The sequence below is a fragment of the Anaerococcus nagyae genome, assembly GCF_040364225.1.
Classification (GTDB): domain Bacteria; phylum Bacillota; class Clostridia; order Tissierellales; family Peptoniphilaceae; genus Anaerococcus; species Anaerococcus nagyae.
In genome coordinates, this window is the sequence record NZ_AP031484.1 from 941,602 (window position 1) to 958,412 (window position 16,811).

Annotated in this window: 17 protein-coding genes and 1 tRNA gene; all 18 read left to right on the forward strand. The window is 30.1% G+C overall.

Annotated elements, in window-relative coordinates; all coding sequences use genetic code 11:
- Nucleotides 1-330 carry a cyclic-di-AMP receptor gene (locus tag ABXG81_RS04565; RefSeq protein ID WP_117522208.1) on the forward strand — a complete coding sequence of 110 codons (330 nt, stop codon included), beginning with the start codon at nt 1-3 and terminating at the stop codon, nt 328-330.
- Nucleotides 327-1,118, forward strand: coding sequence for a DNA polymerase III subunit delta (locus tag ABXG81_RS04570; protein ID WP_353529229.1), 792 nt, complete (start codon nt 327-329; stop codon nt 1,116-1,118). Before ABXG81_RS04565 ends, ABXG81_RS04570 begins: the two co-directional genes overlap by 4 nt.
- The gene (gene ricT, locus ABXG81_RS04575) at nt 1,118-1,930 is read left to right on the forward strand and encodes a regulatory iron-sulfur-containing complex subunit RicT (protein WP_117522210.1); all 813 of its coding nucleotides are present in this window, start codon (nt 1,118-1,120) and stop codon (nt 1,928-1,930) included. Before ABXG81_RS04570 ends, ricT begins: the two co-directional genes overlap by 1 nt.
- Before the next feature lie 130 nt (nt 1,931-2,060).
- Nucleotides 2,061-2,234 carry a 4Fe-4S binding protein gene (locus tag ABXG81_RS04580; protein WP_117522211.1) on the forward strand — a complete coding sequence of 58 codons (174 nt, stop codon included), beginning with the start codon at nt 2,061-2,063 and terminating at the stop codon, nt 2,232-2,234.
- Nucleotides 2,235-2,365: 131 nt separating this feature from the next.
- Nucleotides 2,366-2,441: transfer RNA gene (locus tag ABXG81_RS04585), tRNA-Thr, on the forward strand.
- Nucleotides 2,442-2,604: 163 nt separating this feature from the next.
- Nucleotides 2,605-3,813, forward strand: coding sequence for a hypothetical protein (locus tag ABXG81_RS04590; RefSeq protein ID WP_117522212.1), 1,209 nt, complete (start codon nt 2,605-2,607; stop codon nt 3,811-3,813).
- A gap of 7 nt (nt 3,814-3,820) precedes the next feature.
- Nucleotides 3,821-4,594, forward strand: a complete 774-nt coding sequence (locus tag ABXG81_RS04595; protein ID WP_316116276.1) for a TraX family protein — start codon at nt 3,821-3,823, stop codon at nt 4,592-4,594.
- A gap of 7 nt (nt 4,595-4,601) precedes the next feature.
- Nucleotides 4,602-6,689, forward strand: a complete 2,088-nt coding sequence (locus ABXG81_RS04600) for a Tex family protein (protein WP_353528377.1) — start codon at nt 4,602-4,604, stop codon at nt 6,687-6,689.
- Between the two features lie 9 nt (nt 6,690-6,698).
- A complete protein-coding gene (locus tag ABXG81_RS04605; RefSeq protein ID WP_209814492.1) occupies nt 6,699-8,414 on the forward strand; it encodes a proline--tRNA ligase in 1,716 nt (571 codons plus the stop codon).
- Nucleotides 8,415-8,454: 40 nt separating this feature from the next.
- Nucleotides 8,455-9,318, forward strand: a complete 864-nt coding sequence (gene fba, locus ABXG81_RS04610; protein ID WP_117522216.1) for a class II fructose-1,6-bisphosphate aldolase — start codon at nt 8,455-8,457, stop codon at nt 9,316-9,318.
- Between the two features lie 66 nt (nt 9,319-9,384).
- A complete protein-coding gene (gene rho, locus ABXG81_RS04615; protein WP_117522217.1) occupies nt 9,385-10,689 on the forward strand; it encodes a transcription termination factor Rho in 1,305 nt (434 codons plus the stop codon).
- 70 nt (nt 10,690-10,759) lie between these two features.
- On the forward strand, nt 10,760-10,963 hold the full coding sequence (gene rpmE / locus ABXG81_RS04620; RefSeq protein ID WP_117522218.1) for a 50S ribosomal protein L31: 204 nt from the start codon (nt 10,760-10,762) through the stop codon (nt 10,961-10,963).
- Between the two features lie 36 nt (nt 10,964-10,999).
- Nucleotides 11,000-11,794 carry a peptide chain release factor N(5)-glutamine methyltransferase gene (prmC, locus tag ABXG81_RS04625; protein WP_353528379.1) on the forward strand — a complete coding sequence of 265 codons (795 nt, stop codon included), beginning with the start codon at nt 11,000-11,002 and terminating at the stop codon, nt 11,792-11,794.
- Nucleotides 11,795-11,796: 2 nt separating this feature from the next.
- Nucleotides 11,797-12,867: a peptide chain release factor 1 gene (prfA, locus tag ABXG81_RS04630; protein ID WP_117522220.1), complete on the forward strand. Its 1,071-nt coding sequence runs from the start codon at nt 11,797-11,799 to the stop codon at nt 12,865-12,867.
- A 1-nt stretch (nt 12,868) separates the two neighbouring features.
- Nucleotides 12,869-13,864, forward strand: a complete 996-nt coding sequence (locus tag ABXG81_RS04635) for a cation diffusion facilitator family transporter (RefSeq protein ID WP_353528381.1) — start codon at nt 12,869-12,871, stop codon at nt 13,862-13,864.
- Nucleotides 13,845-14,882: an L-threonylcarbamoyladenylate synthase gene (locus ABXG81_RS04640; RefSeq protein ID WP_353528382.1), complete on the forward strand. Its 1,038-nt coding sequence runs from the start codon at nt 13,845-13,847 to the stop codon at nt 14,880-14,882. The genes ABXG81_RS04635 and ABXG81_RS04640 overlap by 20 nt, the downstream gene beginning before the upstream one ends.
- An 8-nt stretch (nt 14,883-14,890) precedes the next feature.
- Nucleotides 14,891-15,523 carry a uracil phosphoribosyltransferase gene (upp, locus tag ABXG81_RS04645; protein ID WP_117522223.1) on the forward strand — a complete coding sequence of 211 codons (633 nt, stop codon included), beginning with the start codon at nt 14,891-14,893 and terminating at the stop codon, nt 15,521-15,523.
- A gap of 12 nt (nt 15,524-15,535) precedes the next feature.
- A complete protein-coding gene (gene murA / locus ABXG81_RS04650) occupies nt 15,536-16,810 on the forward strand; it encodes a UDP-N-acetylglucosamine 1-carboxyvinyltransferase (protein WP_117522224.1) in 1,275 nt (424 codons plus the stop codon).
- Nucleotide 16,811: the final 1 nt, after the last annotated feature.

The window sequence follows — 16,811 nt, forward strand, 5'->3', positions numbered from 1 at the left end:
ATGAAACTATTAATATCAATTGTTCAAGATGCAGATGTCAACTTTTTGATGGATGCTTTAACAGAAAGTGGATATAGAGTAACAAAATTATCTACAACAGGTGGATTTTTAAAAAAGGGGAATACGACTCTTTTAATAGGTGTAGAAGAAGAAAAGCTTGACGAAGTTTTATCAATAATAGAAGCAAATTGTAAGAAAAGAAATACCACTACAACTATTATTAATCCATCAGCTGAATCTTCGCTACTAACTAATACTGTTCCGGTAGATATATCTGTTGGAGGGGCTACTATATTTATATTAGATGTTGATCAATATATTAGATTATGAGTGGATTAGATTATCAAATCGAACATAATTTATTATCTCATGCCTATATCTTTGAATCTCCAAATGACAAATACAACCTTGAGTATTCGAAAGAATTTGCTAGTAAGATATTTGAAGATAAAGGTATTTACATAGAAAATAATCTTAATCCTGATTTATATATAATTAATAAAGAAAATGATATAATAGATATTGAATCAATTAGAGCTATGATTAAAGATATAGCCCATAAACCAGAAAATAAACTTATAAAAATTTATATAGTTCATAATGCTCATAATATGAGAACTGAAGGGTCTAATGCTATACTAAAAACTGTGGAAGAGCTTAAGGAATATAATATTGTTATATTTACTACTACCAACAGAAACTTGCTTTTACCCACTATTAGATCAAGAAGTCAAATCATAAATCTTAACGCTAAAAAAATTAAAAGAGATGTAGATTATGACAAACTTAGCAAAATTATAGCAGAAGTTTATAGAGGGAATATTGGATACTACTATCAAAATAAAAGTTTCTTTGAAAATTATAAAAATGACAGATTTACAATTGTAGATGCATGTATAGATATATTTCAAGAGATTGTTAATTATAAATATAATAAAAATTTAATTATTGAAGATGTTAATTTTAATGTAAGAAAATTAGAGAACATATCATTAGATAATCTAGAAGAGATAATTAACTTGCTATATACTATAAAAACTGGTTTTAAGAATAATATTAATTATGAATTAGCCTTAGAAGAGCTCATATATAGTATATACAAGGGAGGTCAAATATAGTGGATGTAGTTGGAGTCAGATTTAAAGAAATTGGTAAAATATACTATTTTTCTTCGAACAATAAAAAATTTTTATATAAACAAAAAGTTGTAGTAGAAACGGATAATGGCTTAGATATTGGGGAAGTTATTTTAACTAATTTTGAGATTGATGAGAAAAAATTTGATAAAAAGCTTAATGAAGTTATAAGAGTGGCTGATGATGCTGATTTAGATAAACATTGTTCAAATGAAATTGATGCCAAAGATGCGATTGAAATATGTCAAAAAGCAGCAGATTCTTATGAACTTAATATGAAAGTTGTTGATAGTGCATATAATTTTGATAGAAGTAAAATAACTTTTTATTTTACTGCAAATAAGAGGGTTGATTTTAGAGATTTAGTAAAGGATTTAGCTACTACTTTTAAATCTCGAATTGAACTTAGACAGATAGGAGTTAGAGATCATGCTAAACTTATTAAATCTCATGGTTCCTGTGGACAAGAATGTTGTTGTTCAAGATATCTAAATGATTTTGCTCCTCTATCAATAAAATATGCTAAAGATCAAAATATAAGTTTAGATCCTAATAAAATTTCAGGGTTATGTGGTAGACTAATGTGTTGCTTATCTTACGAAGAAGATTCTTATACAAAAATGAAAAAAGTTATGCCAAAATATGGTCAGAGAGTTAAAACGTGTGATGGTGATGGTGTGGTCATAAGTAGTGACTATGTTAAAGAGGAATGTAAGGTAAGAGTATATATAGCGGAAGACGAACAAAATGAGGATAAAATTTATAAACTAAAAGATATAAATATAGATAATTAAAAGATGATAACGATTATCATTTTGTATATTTATAGAAAATAAGCACGAAAGGGTATAAATATTTGCTTATTTGTTGACAAAATTGAATAGTTGTTGTATACTATAATTACAAAATAATTAGGAGGTAAATATGGCTTACGTTATAGAATCAGATACATGTATTTCATGTGGAACTTGTGCAGGAGAATGTCCAGTAGACGCAATCTCAGCTGGAGATGACGCATACGAAATTGATGCTGATACTTGCATTGATTGTGGAACTTGTGCTTCAGTTTGTCCAGTAGACGCAATCGATCCAGAATAAGATACATAAAACTTAGACATATTATTATAATTTAAAGGATGCTAGATATCTAGCATCCTTTTTTATGAAAATCAATTTAGCTTAATTGATTGTTAGTATGGGAAATAAAAAGTATAATCAAATTATAAAATGCTTCAATAGCTCAATTGGTAGAGCAACGGTATCGTAAACCGTAGGTTGCAGGTTCAATTCCTGTTTGAAGCTCCATTAGACCTTTGCTTTTATATAGTAAAGGTTATTTTTATATATTAGCTGGCATGTCTAATAAATTAGCCTTATATACCATAAGGATTATTAGATAATTTAAATATTTTAGTTTTAAGAATATTGTAAGTATTCCTATTTTTGATATAATTATATGGGAGATATTATGGACTATTCACTTATTTTTAGACAATTACAAGAGATTATAACTAATAATAGAATATCATTCATACCTATTATTTTTATAATAGTAAATCTTCTAATTTTTATAATATCTAGAACTTTTAGAAAAACTGGCCTGTTTGTTTTAGCTCTTGCATTTGGAATAGATTATGCAATTAAGTCATTACCTTTTGATTTATACTATAATGTGCCAGGTCTTTATAATGCTGTAACTATCCTATATGTTGTAGGGTTTATGATATTTTTTGTCAAAATTGCTAAGATGTTAATTAAGATTAGCAAACTTAATATTGATCAGCCCTACAAAACAGATTCTAAAATTGGACATTTTTTAAAATTTACCGGAATGGCTCCTTTTTTGATTATGCTTATAGCTAATTTACTAAAAATTGAGAATTATATAGGTATAGAGCTTACAAGGATTTTTACATCAGCTGCTTTTTTATTTATGCTTATAAAAACTTTAATATCTACCTATAAGTACTTATCTACTAAAGAAAGCATTGTATTAGGAGATAAGATGGATTTTAAGGAAATTAAAGACTATCTAAAAGAAGATACTAAAAGTAAAAATAAAACTAATTCTAAAAATTCAGGAAGAAAAACACGAAAAACATTAAATAGCAAAGTTGATGATCCTACGCAAGCTATAGAACCTAAAGATGTTAGAAAGAAAATTAAGGTTAGCCAAGTAAGTCAAGTTAAAAATTATGACTTTGATTTAAATGATTCTAAGCATGCTAAACTATCTATTAATAGAGAAGTTGATGATCCAGAGATTTCGAATACTGAATTATTAAGGATGCTAACTGGAGGATTTGATGACCCTAGAAATGAAACAACTATTGCAATAACAAATCTTAAGTCTGGGAATAAAATTTCTTATACAAGCAAGCGACCTATTTTAAAAATTCATGAGCAAAGTGAATATAAAATAGATTTGGAGTTTGAGAGTATAAATGAATATGATTATGGTAGGTTTATTGATATTTTGCTTACATACTCAAAGTCTAAGAATGACTATAAATTTGAACTTATTGCTAAGCCAGCTATGAATATATCTAGCTCAATAATTTTTTTTGATCCATCTAATATTTATGATATAGATGAGAAAGATTATGCGAATGTAAGTGGTAAAGTAATCAGCATGAATTTTCCTAAGTATAAGGTCAATTTTATTACTGGTAATTGAGGAATGTATGGCTAATATAGATTATAAAGATAAAAACAATTATACTAAAACTCGGTTAAGAAATAGGAAATATTTAACTAGTGCTCATATAAAATATATAGCAATGTTTACTATGTTTCTATCTCATTTAGCACAAACAGGGTTTTTATATGATTTAGGACCTGATTATTGGGCAATAGCTGATATTTTTGTATTCTTAGGTCGTATATCTATGCCCATATTTTGCTTTTTTACAGTACAGGCTGTTATATACACTAGTAATATTAAAAAATATTTTATGAGAATGTTTATTTTTGCTCTTATTTCTGAAATTCCATTTGATTTAGCTATACATGAAAGCTTATTTTATACTGATAGCCAAAATGTTATATTTACTTTACTAATAGGAGCTTTAGCTATTTATTTTATAGATTTATTATTAAAAAGAGATATAAATTTATTTATAAGAATAATAGGGATAATATTAATATCAGTATTATTCATGCTATTAGCATCTATTTTACAAACAGATTATGAATTTATGGGTGTTTTAGCAATAATTTTAATTTATCTTGCTAAAGATAGCAAATTCCTTACAGCACTTGCTATTATAATTGGTTTTGCATTTGAATTTGCTATTGGAGGTTATAGAATAGCTGTAAGTTATGGTTTTGTCTACCTAAGTGTACCATTAATAATGTTATACAATGGACAAAGAGGTAAACAAAATAAGTGGGCGTTTTACATATTTTATCCAGCTCACTTATTGATTATTTATTTTTTGAAACTATTATTTATATAAGGAAATTATGAATATACAAAGTATTTTATCAGAACAGTTACAAATTGACGAAAAAAATATTTCTAATGTAATAAGTCTTCTGGATGAAGGGTCGACAGTTGCTTTTATATCAAGATATAGGAAAGAGAAAACTGGAAATCTTTCTGACGTTGATGTTAGGAATATAGAGAAAAATTTAAATAAATTAAGGAATATAGAAAAAAGACAAGAAGAAATTATAAATGCTCTTGAAAGCTCAAATAATTTAACAGAGGAGCTAAAGGAACAAATACTAGCTACGAATTCTCTTACTTTACTTGAAGATATGTATGCTCCTTTTAAGAAAAAACGTAAAACTCGTGCAGATAAGGCAAGAGAATTAGGACTTGAACCTCTTTTAAAATATCTCTTAGATGAAACAAAAAGTCCAGAAGAGGCTACGAACTTTGCGAAAGATTTTTTGAATGAGGATATAGGCTCTTCAAAAGAAGCGATTGAAAAATCTTTGGATATACTAGCAGAAGATATTTCAAATAATATTCAAGCAAAAAATATTGTAAGGCGTGATGGTATGATGAGAGCTAGATTAAAAGCTAGTCAAAAAGATGATTCTGATGGTGTATATCAAACTTATTATGATTTTAATAAAAAAGTAAGAGATTTAAAATCCTATCAGATTTTAGCTATTAATCGTGGCGAAAAAGAAGAGGCTTTAAGTGTTAAAGTTGAATTTTCAGACGACTATAATAAAAAACTTATATCAGACCTTTATGATAGCTCAAATTATTATCAAAGAGAGTTAATAAATATAAGTGTAAATGATGCTTATAAACGTTTAATATTGCCTTCAATAACTACAGAGCTGAGAAATTATTTGACTGATATGGCAGAAGATGAATCAATTAAAGTATTTTCTAATAATCTAAAACCTTATTTACTCCAAAAGCCTATTAAAGGCAAGACAGTAATGGGACTTGATCCTGGATTTAGAACGGGATGTAAGGTGGCGGTCGTTGATCCAAACGGTAAATATTTAAATAAGGCAGTTATTTATCCTGTAGAACCCCATAAAAAAGAAAAAGAGTCTATGGATATTCTAACTGATTTGATTAAGGAATATAATGTTAGCTTAATTGCACTAGGAAATGCAACAGCTAGTCGTGAAACAGAAATTTTTGTAAATAAACTAATAAGTGAAAATAATTTAGATATAGCTTATGCGGTAGTAAATGAAGCGGGAGCTTCTGTTTATTCGGCATCAACACTAGGTGAGGAAGAGTTTCCTGATCTTGATGTAACAATCAGAGGAGCAATTTCAATGGCAAGGCGTTTGCAGGATCCAATGGCTGAACTTGTAAAAATTGAACCAAAACATATAGGAATTGGTCAATATCAACATGATCTAAATGAAAAAAAATTAGATGAGGAGCTTTCAAAGGTTGTTGAAGATACAGTAAATGAAGTTGGTGTTACAATTAATAACGCTTCCTATAAACTACTTTCTTATGTATCTGGACTTAGTCCTAAATTAGCAAGACGCATAGAAGAAGAATTTAAAGAGGGAAATCTTATATATAGAAAAGATCTTAAAAATGTAAAAGGTCTAGGAGATAAAACTTATCAACTTGCTGCAGGATTTTTAAGATTCCCTGATTCACCAGAGCTTTTAGATAATACTGCTGTTCATCCTGAAAGCTATAGAATTGCTAAAAAATTAAAAGATTATAACTTAGAAACTATAGATATAAGCGAAGTTAGCCAAAAATTGGAAGTAGGTGAGCCTACACTTAAAGATATTATAGAAGAGCTTAAAAAACCGGGGCGAGATCCTAGAGAGGACAATCCAGAAATTTTAACAAAATCAGAAATTATGAGTATTGATGATTTAAAGATTGATGATGAAATGATGGGTAAAGTAAGAAATATAACTGATTTTGGTGCATTTGTTGATATAGGAGTAGGTGTAGATGGATTAGTACACATTTCAAATATGAGTAATAAATTTATCAAAGATCCAAATGAAGTTTTAACCAATTCAGATATTGTAAAGGTAAAAGTTATAGAAATTGATAAGGATAGACAAAGAATAGGGTTGTCAATGAAAGATATTAATTAAAGGAGAAATATGAGACTATCAAAATATTATATGCCAACTTTAAGGGAAAACCCAGTTGATGCGGAAACAGCAAGTCATAAGTTATTAGTTCGTGGAGCATTTATAAGAAAACAAGGGAGTGGTATTTATTCATTTTTACCACTTGGACAAAAAGTTAAAAACAAAATTATTGATATTGTAAGAGAATCCATGGACAATCACTATGCAATTGAGATTTCTACTTCTGTTCTACAAGATAGAGAAATTTGGGAAATGAGTGGAAGATGGGATACTTTTGGTCCTGAAATGTTTAAGCTTACCGATAGAAACGATAGAGAATATGCTCTAGGGCCAACCGCTGAAGAAGCTTTAACAGCTCTTATAAAAGATGAGCTAAATTCTTATAAGCAATTACCATTAAATTTATATCAAATAGTAGATAAATTTAGAGATGAAAAAAGACCTAGATTTGGCATAAATAGATCACGTGATTTTTTAATGAAAGATGCTTATTCTTTTGACAAAGATATGGAAGGTTTGGAAGAAAGCTATAAGCTTATGTGGGATGCTTATGTAGAAGCTTTTGATAGAATGGGACTTGACTATAAAATAGTAGAGGGCGATACAGGATCAATGGGAGGAAGAGTTTCCCATGAATTTATAGCTTTAGCTGAAACAGGAGAAGGAGTAATATTTTATACTGAAGATTCAGACTATGCAGCTACAGATGAGAAAGCAAGATTTAAATTTGATTTTTCTCCAGAAGATAAAAAAGAATTAGAGTTAGTCAAAACACCAGATGTTACTAGTATAGAAGAAGTAAGTGAATTTTTAAATATACCAGCAAATAAGTTTGCTAAGGCAGTTGATTTAAATATAAAAGGAGAACCTGTATTTGTAATAATCCCAGGGGATCGTGAACTTAACGATGCAAAACTTTTATCATATTTAAAAGTAGCTGAGCACGATGTAGAGATGATGGATGACGAGACTATAGAAAAGTTTACAGGTGCTAAAGCTGGTTTTACTGGTCCAAAAGGTTTAGAAGATGTAAGGATCCTTATAGATGAATCAATTACAAAAATGAATAATGTTGTAATTGGAGCAAATAGAACTGATTATCACTATATTAATGCGAATTATGATAGAGATTTTACAGGAGAAGTAGTTGAAGACTTATTAATGGCAAAAGAAGGTGATATGGCCTATGATGAGTCTGGAATACTTAAATCTGCAAGAGGTATAGAGGTTGGTAATATTTTCCAATTAGGTACAAAATATTCAGAAGCACTTGAAGCATATTTCTTAGATGAAAATGGAAAGCAACAACCATTTATAATGGGGAGTTATGGTATAGGTATTTCTCGTTCTGTATCTGCTATAGTAGAACAGAATTATGATGATAATGGAATTATTTGGCCAACTGCAGTTGCACCATTTGAAGCTATTGTGACAATAGTAAATATAAATAACGAAGAACAATCTAAACTTGGTGAAGATATTTATAAACAATTAGAGAAAAAGGGAATAGATGTTCTTTTAGATGATAGAAAAGAGAGAGCTGGAGTTAAATTTAATGACCGTGATCTTATAGGTATTCCATATAGGATTACAGTTGGAAAAGATGCAAGTGATAATATTGTCGAATATTCAACAAGAAAAGCAATGAAAAATTATAAAATCACTAAAGATGAAGCAATAAATACAGTTATTTCTTCTGTAAAAGAAGATTTAGATAGATTTTAGGGTATTATGGTATTAGTTAAGAAATAAAAAGGAGTTTTTAATGTTAGTTAATGCAAAAGAAATGTTAGATAAAGCTTATGAAAATGGATATGCAATTGGACACTTTAATACAAATAACCTTGAATGGACAAAAGCAATTCTAGAAGCTGCAGAAGAAAAACAAACTGCGGTAATTATTGCGGCAAGTGAAGGTGCTAATAAATATATGGGTGGCTATAAAGTAGTAGCTGATTTAGTAAGAGACCTTCATGATTCGTTAGACATAACTGTTCCAGTAGCTATCCATCTAGACCATGGAACATACGAAGGTGCAAAAGCTTGTATAGAAGCTGGATATACATCCGTTATGTTCGATGGTTCAAGCTTACCACTTGAAGAAAATTTAGAAAAGACTAAAGAGATAGTAGAACTTGCACATGCTAAAGGCATTTCCGTTGAAGCTGAAGTAGGTGGCATTGGAGGATCAGAAGATGGTGTTACTAGTGCTGGCGAATTAGCAGATGTTGAAGAATGTAAACAATTAGCAAACTTAGGGATTGACTTCTTAGCAGCTGGAATTGGAAATATCCATGGAGTATATCCAGATGATTGGCAAGGATTAAGTTTCGATAGACTTGAAGAGATATCAGATGCAGTAAATATGCCAATAGTTCTTCACGGTGGTACTGGTATACCTGAAGATCAAATCAAAAAAGCTATATCTTCTGGTGTTTCAAAAATAAATGTAAATACAGAATGTCAATTAGCTTTTGCTAAGGCAACTAGAGAATATGTTGAAGCTGGCAAAGACAAAGAAGGTAAAGGATTTGATCCAAGAAAACTATTAGCACCAGGTACTGAAGCAATCAAAGAAACTATTTTCGAAAAAATAGAAATGTTTGGTTGTGAACGATCAGCTAATTAATAAAATTTTAAAATCAAGGGCCAGTTTGCTTTTGCCAATTGGTCCTTTCTTTAATTAAAGGATATTATGGAAAATTATGAAGAATATAAGGTAACTGAATTAAGAGAATTAGCTAAGGAATTAGAAATTCCAGCAGTTACAAAGTATAAAAAAGATGAGCTTATAAAATTAATAGAAGAAGCTCAAAAAGAAAAAGAAGAAGAAAAACAAGAAAAGCAGGATAATGATTTAGGAGCTAAGTTTGATTGTGAGGGAGTGTTGGAGATTCTCCCAGATGGCTTTGGATTTTTAAGAAGTGATCTTTATGAACAAGGTGATGATGATATTTACGTACCACCTAAACAAATTAAAATGTTTAGACTAAAAACTGGTGATTACATAAAAGGTATAGCTCGCGAAAAACATGATAAAGATAAATTTGCACCTTTAATATTTGTTTCAGATGTAAATGGTATAAAACCTGGGGAAGCTTTCAATAGAACTTCTTTTGAAGATCTAACTCCTATTTATCCTCAAGAAAGAATTAAGCTAGAGACTACAAGTGAGAATATTTCTGGTAGAATAATCGACATAATTTCACCAATTGGACGTGGACAAAGAGGATTAATTGTTTCTCAGCCTAAAGCTGGTAAAACTACATTAATTAAAAATATAGAAAGATCTATAGAAAAAAATTATGATGATATAAAAATATTTGTTCTTCTCATAGATGAAAGACCTGAAGAAGTTACAGATTTTATAAGATTTGTCAATGAGTACAGAGATCCAAATAATGACTATATGAGAACAGAAGTTGCTTCCTCAACATTTGATATGCCTCCACAAAATCATATAGAAATAGCTGAAATGATACTAGAAAGGGCAAAAAGATTTGTTGAGGACAAAAAAGATGTTGTTATTTTACTAGACTCTATTACCCGTCTTGCTCGTGCCTATAATATTATAACTCCTCAATCTGGTAGAACACTTTCTGGTGGTCTAGACCCTATGGCTTTGGTTGGTCCTAAACAATTTTTTGGGGCAGCTCGTAATATTGAAGATGGGGGATCACTAACTATTCTTTCTACAGCCTTAGTAGATACTGGATCTCGTATGGATGATCTCATTTTTGAAGAGTTTAAGGGTACAGGAAATATGGAAATACACTTAGACAGAAGACTATCAGATAGAAGAATATTCCCAGCAATTAATGTTGAAAAATCATCAACTAGACGTGAAGACTTACTCTTAAGTAAAAATGAACTTGAATCTATTTATAAAATTCGCAAATCTGATCTAGATAACACTGAATCTATTACTGAATTAATCGATATAATGAAGAAAACACCTTCAAATGAAAAATTTGTTGAAATTATCAACAAAACCCTTTAAAGTCTTGATTATATCTAAAAAAGATGGTATAATTAAAAATGCTTATTGAATGAGAAATAGAGGTGTTTAAATGAATAAAGAAATCCATCCAGAATACCACCAAGCAAAAGTTACATGTATTTCTTGTGGAAATGAATTTGAAGTAGGTTCTACTGAAGAAGAAATCAAAGTGGAAGTTTGCAGTAATTGCCATCCATTCTACTCTGGGAAACAAAGAACTGCTGAACGTGGTGGTAATGTTGAGAAATTTAACAGAAGATACGGTAGAAAATAATAAGGTTAGGAAACTAACCTTATTTTTGTGTATATAATGAAGATTAAGAATATAATTGATAAAAAAAATGAAGATTTAATAATAGCTTTAAGCTATGTATTAGAAAAACCAAAATCTTACATATTTTTGAATGCTAATAAAGACTTGAGTAAAGAAAACACTAAAAAAATTTTGGATATAGAAAATAAATTAAATGAAAATTATCCACTACAATATGCATTGGGAAAATGGGATTTTTATAATATAAATTTAATAGTTGATGAGAGAGCCTTGATTCCAAGATTTGAAACTGAAATTATAGTGGACTATTTAATAAAATTAAATTTTAACAAAGAATGTATATTAGATATAGGTGCTGGATCAGGTGCTATCAGCTTATCTTTAGCTTATAACCTAAAAAGTTCAAAAGTTTTAGGTGTAGATATAGAAGAAGCTGCTTTATCTTTAGCTAGAGATAACAAGAAAAAGCTTATAATAGATAATGTGAACTTTATAAAAAGTGATTTATTTGAGAATGTAGATCAAAAATTTGATATAATTATTTCAAATCCACCTTATATAAATAGAAATGATTATGAGAGCCTGGATAAAAAATTATATTATGAGCCAAAATCAGCTTTATATGGAGGGTATGATGGCTTATATTTTTACAGGGCTATTATTAAAGATGCTTCTCTTTATTTAAATGAAAAAGGACATTTGATTTTTGAAATTGGATATGATCAAAAGGAAGAAGTTAATAAGCTATTGATCAAATCTGATTTTAAAAATATTATTAATTTAAAGGATTTTAATGGCTTTGATAGATTTATCATTGCAGAGAAAGGATAAGTATGTTTGAAAATTTAGAGCATATAAGAGAAAATTATAAAGATTTGGAAATGAAACTAGCTGATCCAGAAGTATTATCGGATATGAACAAGTTTACAAAAATATCTCGTGAATATAATTCTCTTAAGCCAATTGTTGAAAAATATGAAGAGATTCTTAATGCTGAATCGACTATAGAAGAAAATCAAGAATTGATGAATGAAACAGATGATAGCGAAATGCTTGATATGCTTAAAGAAGAAATTTCTGAGTCAAAGAAAAACTTAGAAAAATATAATGAAGATATGAGAGTTTTATTAATACCAAAAGATCCTAATGATACAAAGGATGTTATTGTAGAAATTAGACCAGGAGCTGGTGGTGATGAAGCCGGACTTTTTGCAGGTGACCTTTATAGAATGTATAACATGTATGCAGATAAGGTTGGATTTAAAACAGAAGAAATTGAAGTTACCACTCAAGGCGTAGGAGGAATTAAAGAAGCTACCTTTGTTGTAAAAGGAGAAGGAGCTTATTCCAAATTAAAATATGAATCTGGGGTGCATAGAGTTCAACGTGTACCTGAAACAGAATCAGGCGGAAGAATCCATACTTCTACTGCAACTGTGGCTGTACTTCCAGAGGTTGATGATGTTGATATAACCATAGATCCAAATGATGTTAGAGTTGATGTTTATAGGTCTAGCGGAAATGGTGGACAATCTGTAAATACTACTGATTCCGCTGTTAGGCTAACTCATATTCCTACTGGCCTTGTTGTAACTTGTCAAGATGAAAAAAGTCAGATTAAAAATAAGGATAAGGCTATGAGAGTACTTAGAGCTCGCCTTTATGAACTTGAAGAAGAAAAAAGAAATAAAGAAATAGCAGATAATAGAAAGTCTCAAGTAGGTACAGGCGATAGAAGCGAGAGAATTAGAACTTATAATTTTCCTCAAGGTAGAATAACAGATCATAGAATTAATAAAACTATTTATCAACTAGAAGATTTTTTGAATGGTAATATCGATGAAATGATAAATTCACTTATAGCTGAAGATCAAACAAGAAAGCTTGAACAAATAGGAGAATAACTTGTTTAATTTCTTTGCAAGTAAATTTATAAAAGATTATAAAAATACTGAAAATCCATATATAAGATTAAAATTGATATCTTTGTCATCTACCATAGCTATTATAATTAATATAATTTTGGTTATATTTAAGCTTAGTGTAGGTTATGCATCAAATTCTTCTGCTATAGTAAATGATGGTTTTAATAATCTATCAGATACGGTTGTTTCTCTTATGGCTTTGTTTGGATCAAAGCTTAGCCAGAAACCAGCTGATAAAGAACATCCGTTTGGCCATGGACGCAGTGAAAGTATAATATCACTTTTGGTTGGTATATTAATTATGTATGTTGGAGCAAAACTTTTTATTAATGCTCTACATCACTATGCCCTAGAAGATCAAACTGAATTTAATTTGATTGCTATATTAGTACTAATACTAAGTATAGTGGCTAAATTTTATATTTATTTTTTAAATAAAAGACTTTACAATCAACTTGATTCTGATCTTAACTTTGGAGTTATGGTTGACGCAAGAAATGATATACTTGCAACTACAGGAATAATAATAGGTGCCATATTAGAAAGTAAATTTAATATACGTGTTGATGCTCTTATGGGGCTAATACTTGCTTGCTTTGTATTTAAGCCAGGCTTGGATCTCTTTAAAGATTCTATAGAATATTTGATTGGTCAAAGAGTAGATCCTGAGATTGAAAAAAAGGTCGGTGATATCCTAATGGATAATAATTTTATAGTAGGTTACCATAATCTTCATATACACGAGTATGGAAAAGGACATTTGGATGGTTCAGTTGATGTTGAGATATCTCAAAATTTATCTTTATTAGTAGCACATCAACTTATAACAAATATCCAGAAAGAAGTAAAAGATAAGGTAGGTTTAAATTTAAGTATCCACTTGGACCCTACTTACACTATTTTAATTGACGAAGAAATTGATAAGCAAATAAAACAATTAGAAAAACAGGCGAAAAATGATTACGAAGATTTTTGATATAGACCAAAATAATATAGATGAAGATATATTAAAAGAAGCTGCTAGCTTAATTAAAAATGGAGAGTTAGTAGCTTTTCCTACAGAGACAGTGTATGGATTAGGAGCAGATGGTTTAAATCCAGAAGCAACAAAAAAAATATACCATGCAAAGGGGAGACCATCTGATAATCCACTCATCTTACATATTTCTAATAAAACTATGCTATATAATTTATCTGATAATGTAAATTATGAAGCTAAAAAGCTTATGGAATTGTGTTGGCCAGGACCTCTAACTATGATTTTAAAAAAATCATCTGTGGTGCCTGATACGGTTTCAGCAGGACTAGACACGGTTGCAATAAGAATGCCAAAAGATAAAATAGCTCTAAAGCTCATTGAATTATCAAATACACCAATTGCTGCACCAAGTGCTAATATATCAGGAAGACCGTCTCCAACTAGGGCTAGTGACGTTTTGGCTGATATGAGTGGAAGAATTCCCATGATTTTAGATGGCGGGGAGACAGATATAGGTATAGAATCAACAGTTATAGATTTAAGTGAGAATATACCAACAATCCTAAGACCAGGTTATTATACTTATGAATATATAAGAACAATATCAGATAACGTAAAACTTGATGATGCCCTTATAGATGATAGAAGCATACCAAAATCTCCAGGACAAAAATATAAACATTACGCTCCTAAAGCAAAAGTTGAAGTTTATGTTGGAGATAAGGCTTATGAAAAATTATTAGAAAGGGCTAGTGAGTATAAGAATCAAGGATTAAAAGTTGGTATTTTAGCTTTTGAAGAGTCTATAGAAAAATTTAATGAGTATTATAACTTATCCTTAGGAAGCAAAAAAGATTTAACGGTCATGAGTCATGTCCTTTTTACAAACTTAAGAAAGATGGATGCAAATGCAGTTGATATCATCATTGCAGAAGGTGTAGAGGATATAAATTTGGGTAAGAGTATAATGAATAGAATGAAAAAATCAGCATCCGGGAATGTATATTACCTTTAGGAGGAATTATGACAGAAAATGTTCAAATTTTAGACCATCCAGTTATAAAACATAAAATTTCAATACTTAGAGATATAAATACAGGATCTAATGAGTTTAGATCAATTATAAAAGAAATATCTATAATTCTTGCTTATGAAGCGACCAAGGATTTAGATCTTGAAGAATATGAAATCCAAACACCAATTACTAAGACTACTGGATATAAGATATCTGGTAAGAAATTAGGAATAGTTCCTATTTTAAGAGCGGGTTTAGGAATGGTTGATGGTGTATTGGAAGTTTTACCAGCAGCAAAAATAGGTCATATAGGTATGTATAGAGATGAAGAAACTCTAATGCCTGTAGAATATTATTCTAAACTACCTAATGATGTAGAAAAAAGAGATATAATTGTAGTTGATCCAATGCTAGCTACAGGAGGATCTGCTTGTGATGCTATAGAAAATCTTAAGAAAAAAGGATGTAAAGAAATTAAACTATTAAGTATAATTGCAGCTCCTGAGGGAATAGAAAAATTAAGAGAAGAGCATCCAGATGTAAAAATTATAGTTGCCCAATTAGATGATGGTTTAAATGAAAATAGTTACATTGTACCAGGACTTGGTGATGCTGGAGATAGACTTTTTGGTACAAAATAAAGGATTGTTAAAATGAATAAAAAAGAATTACTAGTTATAAATGGGGCAGGTCCACTTTGCGGTGAGGTAAGCATATCAGGTGCTAAAAATTCAGCTTTGCCAATACTTGCAGCTTGTGTATTGGGTACAGAAGAAATAATTTTAGATGGAGTGCCAGCGTTAAAAGATGTTGAGATAATGATTGAAGTACTAAGGCATCTTGGAGCTAAAGTAGATTATCTCGATAAAGATACTGTTAAAATAGATTCATCTAATATAAATACTTGTGAAACTCCATATGAATTAATGGATAAAATGCGTGCTTCATTTGTTGTAATGGGTCCGCTATTATCAAGATTTAAAAAAGCTTATACAAAAGCTCCAGGTGGATGTAATATTGGTGCAAGACCTATAGATTTTCATCTTAAAGGATTTGAAGCCTTAGGTGCAACAAGTCGAGTTAATGATGAAGAAATAGCTATAGAGACTAATGGTGAATTAATAGGTAATGAGGTGTACCTTGATTTTCCATCAGTAGGTGCTACTCAAAATATAATGATGGCTGCAGTATTAGCAGATGGTGAAACTACAATTGAAAATGCTGCTAAGGAACCTGAAATCGTAGATCTTGCTTCATTTTTATCAAAGATGGGAGCTAAGATTAAAGGTGCTGGGACATCAACTATAGTTATTAAAGGCGTTGAAAAACTTACAGGGACACGTCATACTATTATTCCTGATAGAATAGAAGCAGCAAGCTACATGATTGCAGCAGCTATGACAAAAGGAAATGTAACAATTAATAATGTTATAGGAAGTCATATTAGACCTGTAATAGCAAAACTTATCGAAATGGGTGCTAATGTAGAAGAGTTGGAAGATGAAGATGTTATAAAAGTTAGTGTAGATAGTAAGCTAAAACCAACTAATATCCAAACTCTTCCATATCCAGGTTTTCCAACAGATGCACAAGCTCAATTCATGGCCTTAATGACAATCTGTGATGGAGAAAGTAAAATTCAAGAAACTGTTTTTGAAAATAGATTTATGCACGTTGAACAACTCAATAAAATGGGAGCAGCTATAGCTACTAGTGGCAATCGTGCGACCATAGTTGGCGTCGATAAGCTTCATGGGGCAGATGTAAAAGCAACTGATCTTAGAGCAGGAGCTGCTTTAGTCATTGCAGCTTTAGTTGCAGAAGGTGAAACTAGGATTTCAGATATATATCATATAGATCGTGGCTATAGTGATCTAGTAGAAAAATTTACAAAACTTGGAGCAAATATCAAGAGAGTAGAAATTTAAA

Coding starts and splice junctions, on each gene's coding strand:
- ABXG81_RS04565 (WP_117522208.1), top strand. CDS start 1: ATGAAACTATTAATATCAATTGTTCAAGATGCAGATGTCAACTTTTTG.
- ABXG81_RS04570 (WP_353529229.1), top strand. CDS start 327: ATGAGTGGATTAGATTATCAAATCGAACATAATTTATTATCTCATGCC.
- ABXG81_RS04580 (WP_117522211.1), top strand. CDS start 2,061: ATGGCTTACGTTATAGAATCAGATACATGTATTTCATGTGGAACTTGT.
- ABXG81_RS04590 (WP_117522212.1), top strand. CDS start 2,605: ATGGACTATTCACTTATTTTTAGACAATTACAAGAGATTATAACTAAT.
- ABXG81_RS04595 (WP_316116276.1), top strand. CDS start 3,821: ATGGCTAATATAGATTATAAAGATAAAAACAATTATACTAAAACTCGG.
- ABXG81_RS04600 (WP_353528377.1), top strand. CDS start 4,602: ATGAATATACAAAGTATTTTATCAGAACAGTTACAAATTGACGAAAAA.
- ABXG81_RS04605 (WP_209814492.1), top strand. CDS start 6,699: ATGAGACTATCAAAATATTATATGCCAACTTTAAGGGAAAACCCAGTT.
- fba (WP_117522216.1), top strand. CDS start 8,455: ATGTTAGTTAATGCAAAAGAAATGTTAGATAAAGCTTATGAAAATGGA.
- rho (WP_117522217.1), top strand. CDS start 9,385: ATGGAAAATTATGAAGAATATAAGGTAACTGAATTAAGAGAATTAGCT.
- rpmE (WP_117522218.1), top strand. CDS start 10,760: ATGAATAAAGAAATCCATCCAGAATACCACCAAGCAAAAGTTACATGT.
- prmC (WP_353528379.1), top strand. CDS start 11,000: ATGAAGATTAAGAATATAATTGATAAAAAAAATGAAGATTTAATAATA.
- prfA (WP_117522220.1), top strand. CDS start 11,797: ATGTTTGAAAATTTAGAGCATATAAGAGAAAATTATAAAGATTTGGAA.
- ABXG81_RS04640 (WP_353528382.1), top strand. CDS start 13,845: ATGATTACGAAGATTTTTGATATAGACCAAAATAATATAGATGAAGAT.
- upp (WP_117522223.1), top strand. CDS start 14,891: ATGACAGAAAATGTTCAAATTTTAGACCATCCAGTTATAAAACATAAA.
- murA (WP_117522224.1), top strand. CDS start 15,536: ATGAATAAAAAAGAATTACTAGTTATAAATGGGGCAGGTCCACTTTGC.